The sequence below is a fragment of the Pseudomonas sp. DF11 genome (genome assembly GCF_058148565.1).
This window is the reverse complement of the sequence record NZ_JBYVYN010000002.1, coordinates 24,744-37,145: the sequence shown is the minus strand read 5'-3', so window position 1 is coordinate 37,145 and position 12,402 is coordinate 24,744. Positions and strand designations below refer to the sequence as shown.

Annotated in this window: 10 protein-coding genes; 7 read left to right on the top strand and 3 right to left on the bottom strand. The window is 61.6% G+C overall.

Going from position 1 to position 12,402, the window contains the following annotated elements:
- The first annotated feature begins 241 nt into the window (after nucleotides 1–241).
- The 6 genes from AC30D9_RS06860 (at nucleotide 242) to AC30D9_RS06835 (ending at nucleotide 8,045) form a co-directional block, all read left to right on the top strand.
- Nucleotides 242–2,275: an ABC transporter permease subunit gene (locus tag AC30D9_RS06860; protein WP_209022196.1), complete on the top strand. Its 2,034-nt coding sequence runs from the start codon at nucleotides 242–244 to the stop codon at nucleotides 2,273–2,275.
- 15 nt (nucleotides 2,276–2,290) lie between these two features.
- Complete coding sequence (gene pstA, locus AC30D9_RS06855; protein WP_134922291.1) at nucleotides 2,291–3,961, top strand: phosphate ABC transporter permease PstA; 1,671 nt, start codon at nucleotides 2,291–2,293, stop codon at nucleotides 3,959–3,961.
- 162 nt (nucleotides 3,962–4,123) lie between these two features.
- Complete coding sequence (gene pstB / locus AC30D9_RS06850) at nucleotides 4,124–4,957, top strand: phosphate ABC transporter ATP-binding protein PstB (RefSeq protein WP_072411200.1); 834 nt, start codon at nucleotides 4,124–4,126, stop codon at nucleotides 4,955–4,957.
- A 97-nt stretch (nucleotides 4,958–5,054) separates the two neighbouring features.
- Nucleotides 5,055–5,816: a phosphate signaling complex protein PhoU gene (gene phoU / locus AC30D9_RS06845; protein ID WP_018609970.1), complete on the top strand. Its 762-nt coding sequence runs from the start codon at nucleotides 5,055–5,057 to the stop codon at nucleotides 5,814–5,816.
- Nucleotides 5,817–5,984: 168 nt separating this feature from the next.
- Entirely contained in the window at nucleotides 5,985–6,920 is a 936-nt protein-coding gene (locus AC30D9_RS06840; RefSeq protein ID WP_307573191.1) for a response regulator, read from the top strand.
- Between the two features lie 228 nt (nucleotides 6,921–7,148).
- On the top strand, nucleotides 7,149–8,045 hold the full coding sequence (locus tag AC30D9_RS06835) for a peptidoglycan DD-metalloendopeptidase family protein (RefSeq protein ID WP_490143750.1): 897 nt from the start codon (nucleotides 7,149–7,151) through the stop codon (nucleotides 8,043–8,045).
- 186 nt (nucleotides 8,046–8,231) lie between these two features.
- Here the strand turns inward: AC30D9_RS06835 and AC30D9_RS06830 are convergent, their stop codons facing one another.
- From AC30D9_RS06830 to phoB, 3 genes are all read right to left on the bottom strand, one after another.
- Nucleotides 8,232–9,572: a hemolysin family protein gene (locus tag AC30D9_RS06830; protein WP_014335895.1), complete on the bottom strand. Its 1,341-nt coding sequence runs from the start codon at nucleotides 9,570–9,572 to the stop codon at nucleotides 8,232–8,234.
- Nucleotides 9,573–9,685: 113 nt separating this feature from the next.
- Nucleotides 9,686–10,972 carry a phosphate regulon sensor histidine kinase PhoR gene (gene phoR, locus AC30D9_RS06825; RefSeq protein WP_245150961.1) on the bottom strand — a complete coding sequence of 429 codons (1,287 nt, stop codon included), beginning with the start codon at nucleotides 10,970–10,972 and terminating at the stop codon, nucleotides 9,686–9,688.
- Nucleotides 10,973–11,053: 81 nt separating this feature from the next.
- Nucleotides 11,054–11,743: a phosphate regulon transcriptional regulator PhoB gene (gene phoB / locus AC30D9_RS06820; protein WP_003177195.1), complete on the bottom strand. Its 690-nt coding sequence runs from the start codon at nucleotides 11,741–11,743 to the stop codon at nucleotides 11,054–11,056.
- A gap of 152 nt (nucleotides 11,744–11,895) precedes the next feature.
- Between phoB and AC30D9_RS06815 the strand changes: the two genes are divergently transcribed.
- Nucleotides 11,896–12,279 (top strand): COG4315 family predicted lipoprotein, encoded by a 384-nt coding sequence (locus AC30D9_RS06815; RefSeq protein WP_134922296.1) that lies wholly within the window; start codon nucleotides 11,896–11,898, stop codon nucleotides 12,277–12,279.
- The last annotated feature ends 123 nt before the right edge of the window (nucleotides 12,280–12,402 follow it).

Here is a 12,402-nt window from a genome sequence, read left to right as displayed (position 1 = left end):
GGCCAACTCCACAATGACTACGACTTCCCCTCCCAAGCGCATTGACTTCAATACGCCTGAGCTTCAACGCAAGCGCCGTATTCGCGCGCTCAAGGATCGCCTGACCCGTTGGTACGTCCTGGTTGGCGGCCTGGCCGTCCTGGCTGCCATTACGTTGATCTTCTTCTTCCTGGCCTACGTGGTACTGCCTCTGTTCCAAGGCGCGGACCTGACCGCCAAGGACTCGATCACCCCGGCCTGGATGCAAGACGCCGGCAAACCCCTGATGATCTCCATCGAAGAACAGAACCAAGTCGCCATGCGGATTTCCGACAAGGGCCAGGCACTGTTTTTCGATATCAGCAGCGGTGCCGAACTGCGCCGCGTCGACTTGCCGATCCCGGCCGGCGCCAGCGTGACCTCCATTGGCGAAGACCAGCCCGGCAGCCCATTGGTGGCAATCGGTCTGTCCAACGGCCAGGCCCTGGTGCTGCGTCACACCTATAAGGTCACCTACCCGGACGGCAAGAAAACCATCTCGCCTGCCATCGAATACCCTTATGGCGAGACGCCGATCGCGTTGAACGAACAGGGCGCGGCCCTGGAACATGTCAGCCTCAACGCCACCGATTCGACCCTGCTGCTGGCCGGTTCCAGCGGTGCCCAACTGCACGTGCTGTCGCTCACCAGCGAAGAGAACATGATGACCGGTGAGGTCACCAGCGAGCAGACCCGCATCGACCTGCCGCAGATGACCGAGCCGGTGAAGAACATCTTCGTCGACCCACGCCAGCAATGGTTGTATGTGGTCAACGGGCGTGCCCAGGCCGACGTGTTCAGCCTGCGGGACAAGAGCCTCAACGGCCGCTACAAACTGTTGGAGAACGCCGACGCCCAAGTCACCGCCGCCACTCAGTTGGTGGGCGGGATCTCGCTGATCATCGGCGACTCCAAGGGTGGCCTGGCCCAGTGGTTCATGGCGCGCGATCCGGATGGCGAGTTGCGCTTCAAACAGATTCGTACCTTCCAGATGAGCAGCGCGCCGATCGTCGAGATCAGTGCCGAAGAACGCCGCAAAGGTTTCGTTGCCCTCGACGCCGCCGGCAAGCTCGGCGTGTTCCACAGCACCGCCCACCGCACCTTGCTGGTGGACCAGGTGGTCGACGGCCAGGGCCTGTTCGGCATGTCACCCCGGGCCAACCGCCTGATCGTGGAACAAGGTGGCAAGCTGCAACCGTTGACGCTGGATAACCCGCATCCGGAAGTGTCGTGGAGCGCGTTGTGGAGCAAGGTCTGGTACGAAAACTACGACGAACCTAAGTACGTCTGGCAATCGACCGCCGCCAACACCGACTTCGAACCCAAGCTGAGCCTCTCGCCGCTGACCTTCGGTACCCTGAAAGCAGCGTTTTACGCGATGTTGCTGGCCGCGCCACTGGCGGTTGCCGCGGCGATCTACACCGCCTACTTCATGGCCCCGGGCATGCGCCGCAAGGTCAAGCCGGTGATCGAGCTGATGGAAGCGATGCCGACGGTGATCCTCGGTTTCTTCGCCGGCCTGTTCCTGGCGCCGTACGTCGAAGGGCACTTGCCGGGCATCTTCAGTCTGCTGATGTTGCTGCCAATCGGCATCCTGGTCGCCGGTTTCGTCTTCAGCCGCCTGCCGGAATCCATTCGCCTGAGGGTCCCGGACGGCTGGGAAAGCGCCCTGCTGATCCCGGTGATCCTGTTCGTGGGTTGGCTCTCGCTGTACATGAGCCCGTACATGGAAGCCTGGTTCTTCGGCGGCGACATGCGCATGTGGATCTCCCATGACCTGGGCATCACCTACGACCAGCGCAACGCCCTGGTGGTCGGCCTGGCGATGGGCTTTGCAGTGATCCCGAACATTTATTCCATCGCCGAAGATGCGGTGTTCAGCGTACCCCGCGGCCTGACCCTGGGCTCCCTGGCCCTCGGTGCCACGCCGTGGCAGACCATGACCCGCGTGGTGATCCTCACCGCCAGCCCCGGCATCTTCTCGGCGCTGATGATCGGCATGGGCCGTGCGGTGGGCGAGACCATGATCGTGCTGATGGCCACCGGTAACACGCCGGTCATGGAAATGAACCTGTTCGAAGGCCTGCGCACCCTGGCGGCCAACGTGGCGGTGGAAATGCCTGAGTCGGAAGTCGGCGGCAGCCATTATCGCGTGCTGTTCCTGTCGGCACTGGTGCTGCTGTTGTTCACCTTCGTCATGAACACCCTCGCCGAGCTGATCCGTCAGCGTCTGCGCAAGAAATATTCGGCGCTTTAAGGAAGGTAGAAGTCTGTGAAACAGAACTCCCTGAAAGGATGGTTCAAGAGCGGCGCCCCCGGCGTCTGGATCAGCGGTGGCGCGGTGTCCATTGCGGTCATCATGACCATTGGCCTGCTGGCGGTGATTGCCGTGCGCGGCCTGGGCCACTTCTGGCCGGCGGACCTGGTCCACGCCAGCTACAACGTGCCGGGCATGCCTGCGCACCTGGTGGTCGGCGAAGTCGTGCAGAAAGAAGAAGTACCCCGCGAGCGCCTGAAAAGCGCCGGCCTGCCGGTGCCCGACGAAGGCCCCGAGTTCATGACCCGCGAACTGATCAAGGTCGGCAACCGGGACCTGAATGGCACCGACTTCACCTGGATCGTCGGCGACTGGCTGACCAACCAGACCACGCCGCCGGAGCTGATGGCCATCGAGCGTCGTGAGTGGGGCAACTTCTACGGCTACCTGGTCAACGTCAAGGAAGACGGCAAGGTCATCGCCGAAGGCGAGGCCGCCTGGCCGCAACTGCAGGCTCGCGTACAGCGGGTCAACCAGTTGGCCGCCGAGCTCAAGACCCTGGAGAAAGTCGACATCGGCGCGATTAACGCCGGTCTGGAGCGCATCCGCCTGCACGGTCGCAAACTGGAGCTGGACGGCAAACTCGATGCCGCCGCCCAGGCGGATCTGGAAAGCGAGCGCGCCGAACTCAATGCCCGCTACAAGGACATCGAAGCGCGCCTGTCTGACTTGCACGCCCAATTCAACCGCGACAGCCTCACCGCCCGCGATGCCAACGGCAAGGAAGTGGAGATTGGCATCGGCAAGGTGGTGCACGCCTACCAGCCGAACGGCATGGGTACGTTCACCAAGGTCGGTTTCTATTTCAGCAAGGTCTGGGAATTCCTCAGCGACGACCCCCGTGAAGCCAATACCGAAGGCGGCATCTTCCCGGCGATTTTCGGCACGGTGATGATGACCCTGATCATGGCGATGATCGTGACGCCGTTCGGCGTGCTGGCGGCGGTTTACCTGCGTGAATACGCCCGCCAAGGGCCGATGACCCGCCTGATCCGTATCGCGGTGAACAACCTGGCCGGCGTTCCGGCGATCGTCTACGGCGTGTTTGGCCTGGGCTTCTTCGTCTATGTGCTGGGTGGTTCGGTGGACCGGCTGTTCTTCCCCGAAGCTTTGCCGGCGCCGACCTTCGGTACCCCGGGCCTGCTCTGGGCGTCCCTGACCCTGGCACTGCTGGCGGTGCCGGTGGTGATCGTCGCCACCGAGGAAGGCCTGGCGCGGATCCCGCGGACCGTGCGCGAAGGTTCCCTGGCGCTCGGCGCGACCAAGGCCGAGACCCTGTGGAAAATCGTCCTGCCGATGGCGAGCCCGGCGATGATGACCGGGATGATCCTCGCCGTGGCCCGTGCCGCCGGTGAAGTGGCGCCGCTGATGCTGGTGGGCGTGGTGAAACTGGCCCCGTCGCTGCCACTGGACGGCAACTACCCGTACCTGCACTTGGACCAGAAGATCATGCACCTGGGCTTTCATATCTATGACGTGGGCTTCCAGAGCCCGAACGTCGAAGCGGCGCGACCGCTGGTGTACGCCACGGCGCTGCTGCTGGTGCTGGTGATCGCGATACTGAACCTGTCGGCGGTGTGGATCCGTAACCACCTGCGCGAGAAATACAAAGCGTTGGATAGCTGATTTTCATGTGGGAGCGGGCTTGCTCGCGAAGACGGCGGCACCTTCAGCAGAGATGCAAGCTGACACACCGTTTTCGCGAGCAAGCCCGCTCCCACAAGTACACCGAATGGCATGGCCGCTCAGCGGCCAACGAACCGAATTTGTTAGCACAGGGAGCCTCCCATGCAACACGAAGCACACACACACGGCATCAACATGTCGGCCCTGGGCCGCGACAAGCAGAGCCTGGACCTGGCCCAGGAAACCGTCGCCATCGAAGTGCCCGGCCTGAACCTGTTCTATGGCGAGAAGCAGGCGCTGTATGACGTCAGCCTGAACATCCCGAAACAGCGCGTCACCGCGTTCATCGGCCCGTCGGGCTGCGGCAAGTCCACCTTGCTGCGTACCTTCAACCGCATGAACGACCTGGTGGACGGTTGCCGTGTCGAAGGTGAGATCAACCTCTACGGCAACAACATCTACCGCAAGGGCGAGGACGTGGCCGAGCTGCGTCGGCGCGTGGGCATGGTGTTCCAGAAGCCCAACCCGTTCCCGAAAACCATCTACGAGAACGTGGTCTACGGCTTGCGCATCCAGGGCATCAACAAGAAGCGCATTCTCGATGAAGCCGTGGAATGGGCCCTCAAGGGCGCTGCACTGTGGGATGAGGTCAAGGATCGCCTGCATGAATCGGCCCTCGGTCTGTCCGGCGGCCAGCAGCAACGCCTGGTGATCGCCCGCACCATCGCTGTGGAGCCGGAAGTGTTGCTGCTCGACGAACCTTGCTCGGCCCTGGACCCGATCTCGACGCTTAAAGTCGAAGAACTGATCTACGAGCTCAAGTCCAAGTTCACCATCGTCATCGTGACCCACAACATGCAACAGGCGGCGCGGGTTTCCGACTACACCGCGTTCATGTACATGGGCAAACTGGTGGAATTCGGCGATACCGATACGCTGTTCACCAATCCGGCCAAGAAACAGACCGAGGACTACATCACCGGTCGTTACGGCTAGTCGAGGCGGCTGCATAGCCGCGCTGTGCTATCAGGATCAACATTTAACTGCTTGAAGCTTGCAGCTTGAAGCTTGCAACTTTCGCGGAGCGAACAAGATGATTTCGAAGGAAGGCCTTACTCACCACATTTCCGCACAGTTCAACGCCGAGCTGGAGGAAGTACGCAGTCACTTGCTGGCCATGGGCGGGCTGGTGGAAAAGCAGGTCAACGACGCGGTGACCGCGCTGATCGAGGCCGATTCGGGCCTGGCCCAGCAGGTGCGCGAAATCGATGACCAGATCAACCAGATGGAGCGCAACATCGACGAGGAGTGCCTGCGTATCCTGGCCCGTCGTCAGCCGGCCGCCTCCGACTTGCGCCTGATCATCAGCATCTCCAAGTCGGTGATCGATCTTGAGCGGATCGGCGACGAAGCCACCAAGATCGCCCGTCGTGCCATCCAATTGTGCGAAGAGGGCGAGGCACCGCGCGGTTACGTCGAGGTTCGCCACATTGGCGACCAGGTGCGCAACATGGTCCGCGATGCGCTGGACGCCTTCGCCCGCTTCGACGCCGACCTGGCGCTGTCGGTGGCCCAGTACGACAAGATCATCGACCGCGAATACAAGACCGCCCTGCGCGAGCTGGCGACCTACATGATGGAAGACCCACGCTCCATTTCGCGGGTGTTGAGCATTATCTGGGTGCTGCGTTCTCTGGAGCGTATCGGCGATCATGCGCGCAACATCTCGGAACTTGTCATTTATCTGGTGCGCGGCACCGATGTGCGGCATCTGGGGCTCAAGCGCATGAAGGAAGAAGTTGAGGGCACCCCGTCCGAAACCGCTAATGTTCCGGGCGAAACTGACGATAAGTAAGATTGCCAAGAAAAGCGCCCGGCCTTCTGGTCGGGCTTTTTTTTGGGTTTTTTTTAATCGACAGCAGCACCCCGCGAACGAAAAGTCCCGGCGTGACTGAAGGTTTTTTGGCAATGTGCCATCAGTAAAAGCGGTATGCTTGCCGGGATTTTTTAGAGGTGTATCTGGATGAGTAAGGTCAGTGTGTTGGTCGTGGACGATGCTTCGTTCATTCGTGACCTGGTGAAGAAGTGCCTGCGCAACTACTTCCCGGGCGTGCGCATCGAAGACGCGGTGAACGGCAAGAAAGCCCAGGCCCTGCTGGCTCGCGAGGCGTTCGACCTGGTGCTGTGTGATTGGGAAATGCCGGAAATGTCCGGCCTGGAACTGCTGACCTGGTGCCGTCAGCAGGACACCCTCAAGGGCATGCCGTTCGTGATGGTCACCAGCCGCGGCGACAAGGAAAACGTCGTCCAGGCGATCCAGGCCGGCGTTTCCGGCTACGTCAGCAAGCCGTTCACCAACGAACAGTTGCTGACCAAGGTCAAGCAGGCCCTGCATAAGGTCGGCAAGCTCGACACGTTGATGAACAGTGCTCCGACCAAGATGAACTCGGCGTTCGGCAATGATTCCTTGAGCGCCCTGACGGGCGGCAAGGCTCCGGTTGCGGCGGTTGCTTCGGCGCCTGCCGCCCCTGCTCCTGCCCCTGCGTCGGCCCCAGCCGCTGCGGCTCGTGGCTTGCTCAACAGCCCGCCGGTCAAGGCACCGGCCGCCGCCGCGTCGACGACCAACCGTGGCCAAGGCCAGTTGCGCCTGTCCAGCGGAACCCAGCAATGCGTGATCAAGGCCTTGAGCCTCAAGGAAGCGCTGCTGGTGGTCAAACGCTCCGACACCCTGCCGCAAGTACTCGAAGGCGCGGTGCTGGACATGGAGCAGGGCGACAACGCCGAAACCGCTCGTCTGAACGGCTATCTGCACGCCATCGTCGCCCATGAGCAGACGCCCGACAGCGAATGGCTGCAACTGACCTTCCGCTTCGTCGACAAAGACCCGCAGAAACTCGACTACATCTCCCGCCTGATCGCCCGCGGTACAGCGCAGAAGCACTTCGTCCCTGGCGCATGATCCCGGCGGCGCCTGTCAGGCCGCCATCGCGAGCAGGCTCGCTCCCACATTGGATCTGCGCTGAATGCAGATCCAATGTTCACTGAGAGCAACTGTGGTAGCGAGCCTGCTCGCGATGGGGCCATCGGTCTTCCACCAACCCATTTTGAAACATCCGTCGACTACGCTGGTCCATCACAGCTGCTAGGCTGCTGTGCAGGCCTTCACTTTTCGACAGAACCTTTGCCCATGCTCGCGCCCCTGCTGTTCGCCTGCGGTCTGGTCCTGGCCTCCACTTCGGCCGTGGCCATGACGATCTATAAATCCACCGACGCCAATGGCGTGGTGTCCTACAGTGACCGTCCCAGCAAGGGTGCCCAGGTGTTCGTGTTCCGCGATCGCATGGTCGAGCGCCTGGAGCGACAGGTGTTTCTTGATATCAAGAAGCAGAAGGGCGGGGATGCGGTGTTCGTGCGCAACGATTTGTATGCGCCGGTGGAGATCGAATTGAGTTTCGCTGGGGTGCGCAATGTCAGCGGGGCGCCGAGCCGGCCGATTCGGCGGGTGCTGCCGGCGCGCAGCAACCTGCGCCTGGCGTTGCTCACGGCCACGCGGCCCGGCAAGCCCTTGGTGTACACCCCGCGGTTCGAATATTCCCTGGGCGACCCTGCCGGTACGGCGCAGGCCTATCGGTACCCGCTACCGTGGCGTGGCGGGCCGTTCCGGCTGAGCCAGGGGGCCAACGGCCAATACAGCCATTACGGCCCGAAGAATCGCTACGCCATGGACATCGCCATGCCTGAAGGTACGCCGATCATCGCGGCGCGGGGCGGCGTGGTGATCAAGACCGAAAACGAACAGACCGGCCGTGGGGATGACCCCTCGGGCAACTTCGTGCGAGTGCTGCACGATGACGGCACCATGGGCGTCTACCTGCACCTGCAGAAAGGCTCGGTGAGCGTACGGGAAGGGCAGCGGGTCGGGGTGGGCACGCCGTTGGCGTTGTCGGGCAATACTGGCAACAGCTCAGGTCCGCACCTGCATTTCGTGGTGCAGCGCAATACCGGGTTGGGGCTGGTGTCGATTCCCTACCAGTTCAATCAACCGGTGGGGGAGTTGCCCAACTTTGCGTTGGGCAAGCAGTAAGTCCTGAATAGGCGCAGAGGGCTCTTGTGGCGAGGGGATTTATCCCCGCTGGGCCGCGAAGCGACCCCCAGCACTGCTAACTCAATTTGCCAGTCAACCTGGAATGTCAGGTTTTGGGGCTGCTTCGCAGCCCAGCGGGGATAAATCCCCTCGCCACAGGTGGACCTTCAATATCAGGGTTGATGCTCAATCGAGCATCAACACCTTCGCCAGGATGATCTTCGGCCCTTTCATCTTCTTGATGATGATCCGCAGGCCTTCGACTTCCAGCACTTCTTCCTCTTCCGGCACGCGCTTGAGGGTTTCATAGACCAACCCGGCCAGGGTTTCGGCTTCGATGTGGTCCAGGTCGATCCCCAGCAAGCGCTCGACCTTGAACAGCGGCGTATCGCCACGTACCAACAGCTTGCCCGGCTGGTAGGCCAGGATGCCGCGTTCGGCCTTGCGGTGTTCGTCCTGGATGTCGCCCACCAGTACTTCCAGCACGTCTTCCATGGTCAGGTAGCCGATGATGTTGCCGTCGGCTTCCTCGACCAGGGCGAAGTGCGAGCCGCCCTTGCGGAACTGCTCCAGCAACTGCGACAGCGGCATGTGCCGCGACACGCGCTCCAGCGGCCGGGTCAGTTCGGCCAGGTTGAACGACTCGGGGATGTGATCCAGGGCCGCCAGTTCCAGCAGCAGGTCCTTGATGTGCAGCAGGCCGACGAACTCCTGGCGCTCGCTGTCATACACCGGATAGCGGCTGAACTTGTGGCGACGGAACATCGCCAGGATTTCCTTGAGTGGCGCGTTGAACTCCAGCGTCACCAGGTCTTCCCGGGAGTTGGCCCAGTCCACCACTTCCAGCTCGCCCATCTCCACGGCCGAGGCCAGCACGCGCATGCCCTGGTCGCTGGGGTCCTGGCCACGGCTGGAGTGCAGGATCAGCTTCAGTTCTTCGCGGCTGTAATGGTGTTCGTGATGGGGGCCGGGCTCGCCTTGGCCGGCGATGCGCAGGATGGCGTTGGCGCTGGCGTTGAGCAGGTAGATCGCCGGGTACATGGCCCAGTAGAACAGGTACAGCGGTACCGCAGTCCACAGCGACAACAGCTCGGGTTTGCGGATGGCCCAGGATTTGGGCGCCAGCTCACCGACGACGATGTGCAGGTACGAAATGATGAAGAACGCGGTGAAGAACGACACCCCCTTGATCACTTCCGGCGACTGTACGCCGACCGCGCCCAGCAGCGGCTCGAGGATGTGGGCGAACGCCGGCTCACCGACCCAGCCCAGGCCCAGGGACGCCAGGGTGATGCCCAGCTGGCAGGCCGACAGGTAAGCGTCGAGCTGGCTGTGGACGGTGCGCAGGATATGTCCGCGCCAGCCGTTCTGCTCGGCAATCGCCTCGACCCGGGTCGAGCGCAGCTTGACCATGGCGAATTCCGCCGCAACGAAAAAACCGTTGAGCAAAACCAGGATCAGAGCAAAAAGAATCATGCCGAATTCGGCGAAGAGCGTAACGAGGGACAAGCCAGGGGAAGGGTCCATGATGGAGTTTTGCGGGTTCCGTATAGTCGTAAAGGTTGGAAATGAGCGCCTGAAAAGGCAGGCACAAGTCAGTCAATGTAGCGGCTGACTCGGCGGTTGCCTAGAGGGCGCTCTCAATCAGCAGGGTTGGCTAGACGTGCGCGAACCACCTGGGCCGGGGCGAAATGGCAGGTAAAGGTGCTGCCATGGCCAGGCACGCTGCTGATTTCCATGCGGGCGCGATGACGCAGCAGGACGTGTTTGACGATGGCCAGGCCCAACCCGGTGCCCCCGGTATTGGAGTTGCGGCTGGAGTCGACGCGGTAGAAACGTTCGGTCAGGCGCGGCAGGTGCTTGCTGTCGATGCCGATGCCTGAATCGCGCACGCTCAAGTGCGCGCCTTGCTCATCGCCCCACCAGCGCACGTGGATCCGGCCCTGTTCCGGCGTGTACTTGACCGCGTTGAACACCAGGTTGGAGAACGCACTGCGCAGTTCTGCCTCGCTGCCTTTGAGCTGCACGGCTGGATCGGCTTCCAGGGTAATGGTCTGCTGCTTGGGGCCGGACAGTTCCTGTGCATCTTCGACAATGGTTTGCAGCAGGTCGTCGATGGGCACCGGCTGGTTGTCCGACGGATAATCGGTGGCTTCGAGCTTCGCCAGCAATAGCAAGTCGTTGAGCAGGGTCTGCATGCGCCCGCTTTGCTGGTGCATCTGCTGCAAGGCCCGGGTCCAACGCGGGTTCACCTCCTCGACATTGTCGAGCAGGGTTTCCAGATAACCGCAGATAACCGTCAATGGCGTGCGCAGTTCGTGGGAAACGTTGGCGATGAAGTCTTTGCGCATCTGTTCCAACTGATGGATGCGCGTGACGTCGCGCACCAGCATCAAGTGCTCGTTGTTGCCGTAGCGCGTGATATACAGCTGGATGCGCAGCCGATCATTGGTCGGCGAAGGAATCTCCAGCGGCTCGGCGTAATTACCCTGCTCGAAATACTCCTTGAAGCGTGGGTGACGCACCAGGTTGGTCACCGGTTGGCCGCTGTCCTGTGGGGTCTTGAGGCCCAGCAGGGTCTCGGCGGCGCGGTTCCACCACTCCAGGTTGCCGTCGCTGTCGAGCATGATCACCGCGTCTTTCAGCGCGGCGGTGGACTCCTGGACCCGGTCGATCACCGCCTGCAGGCGCCCACGAACGCGCTGGTCGCGCCGTTGCAGGTGGTAGATGCTGTCGAACACCTCGCCCCACAGGCCATAGCCGTCGGGCGGGGCTTCGTCGGGTTGATGCAGGCGCAACCATTCGTGCAGGCGCAGCAGTTGCTTGAGGGTCCAGGCCAGGTAAAGCCCCAGCCCCGCCGCCAGGCTCCAGCCGTAGTAACCACTGATCAGGCCGATCAGCAAACAGCCGGTCACCAGCAGCAACATGTGGCGAATCAGGGTGCCATGCCAGTTTTGATTCAATTGAGCGCGCGTCCTTGTCAGCTTGTCGGGCGGTAAGGGCTCGGATCAGGCCTTGGTAGAAAAACGATAACCGGTGCCGCGCACGGTTTGCACAAGATTTTCATAGGCATCGCCGAGGGCCTTGCGCAGGCGGCGGATGTGCACGTCCACGGTGCGCTCCTCGACATAGACGTTGCCGCCCCAGACCTGGTCCAACAGTTGTCCGCGAGTGTAGGCACGTTCCTGGTGAGTCATGAAGAATTGCAGCAGGCGGTATTCGGTCGGGCCCATCTCGGCGGGTTTGCCGTCGATGGTCACGCGGTGGCTGATGGGATCGAGCAGCAGGCCGCCAACTTCGATGGGCGCCTCGCCATCGGTCGGCCCGGCGCGCCGCAGCACTGCCTTCAGGCGCGCCACCAGTTCCCGTGGGGAAAACGGCTTGGTGATGTAGTCATCGGCACCGACTTCCAGGCCTTGGATCTTGTTGTCCTCTTCGCCCTTGGCGGTGAGCATGATGATCGGAATATCCCCGGTCAGCTCATCGCGCTTGAGGCGCCGCGCCAGTTCGATGCCTGACGTGCCGGGCAGCATCCAGTCCAGCAGGATCAGGTCGGGCTTGCGGTCGACGATGATGGCGTGGGCCTGTTGAGAGTTTTCTGCTTCCATGCAGTCATAGCCGGCCATCTCCAACGCAACGGCGATCATCTCGCGGATAGGCGCCTCGTCGTCGACGATCAGAATGCTCCTGCCAACCATGGGGTAATCCTCTTGTCATTTAACTGTCTTGCGCCGCATTAGATAACGGAATTATTGCAGTCGTGTGACAGATATTTCGTAATCCGGCAGCGAAGGGGATCCTGGGCTACGCTTTTCAGTCCGAATCCTGACAACCACAAAAGAAGGTTTCCATGAATTACTTCACCCAAACCATCAAGGTTCTGGCGGTGACCGCTGCGCTGGCGCTGCCAGCATTGGCGTTCGCGGCTGAGCCGGCGATGGAAAAAGACGGCGTGTTGACCGATCACAAAGGCATGACGCTGTATACGTTTGACAAAGATCAAGGCACCGATTCAACGTGCTATGACCAATGCGCGAAGAACTGGCCACCACTCAAGGTTGAAGGCGCAGCCAAGCCTACGGGCGACTGGACCGTGATCGAACGTAAGGACGATGCGAAGCAGCAGTGGGCCTACAAGGGCAAGCCGGTGTACACCTTTGCCGGAGACAAAAAGGCAGGAGACAGCAACGGTGACAACAAAGGCGGTGTCTGGCACGTCGCCAAGCCGGATTGACAGACTTCACCAAGGAGAACGACAAATCATTTGTGGCGAGAGGATTGATGTGGGAGCAAGGCTTGCCCGCGATGAAGGCGCTGCGGTCTTTCAGAAATCGAGGCGCCTGGTTCGCGAGCAAGC

Bases quoted from the DNA above. Each gene is read 5' to 3' on its own strand.
- AC30D9_RS06835 (WP_490143750.1), top strand. From the start codon at position 7,149: ATGCTCGCGCCCCTGCTGTTCGCCTGCGGTCTGGTCCTGGCCTCCACT.
- phoR (WP_245150961.1), bottom strand. From the start codon at position 10,972: ATGTTGCTGCTGGTGACCGGCTGTTTGCTGATCGGCCTGATCAGTGGT.
- AC30D9_RS06860 (WP_209022196.1), top strand. From the start codon at position 242: ATGCAAGACGCCGGCAAACCCCTGATGATCTCCATCGAAGAACAGAAC.
- phoU (WP_018609970.1), top strand. From the start codon at position 5,055: ATGATTTCGAAGGAAGGCCTTACTCACCACATTTCCGCACAGTTCAAC.
- AC30D9_RS06830 (WP_014335895.1), bottom strand. From the start codon at position 9,572: ATGGACCCTTCCCCTGGCTTGTCCCTCGTTACGCTCTTCGCCGAATTC.
- AC30D9_RS06840 (WP_307573191.1), top strand. From the start codon at position 5,985: ATGAGTAAGGTCAGTGTGTTGGTCGTGGACGATGCTTCGTTCATTCGT.
- pstB (WP_072411200.1), top strand. From the start codon at position 4,124: ATGCAACACGAAGCACACACACACGGCATCAACATGTCGGCCCTGGGC.
- AC30D9_RS06815 (WP_134922296.1), top strand. From the start codon at position 11,896: ATGAATTACTTCACCCAAACCATCAAGGTTCTGGCGGTGACCGCTGCG.
- phoB (WP_003177195.1), bottom strand. From the start codon at position 11,743: ATGGTTGGCAGGAGCATTCTGATCGTCGACGACGAGGCGCCTATCCGC.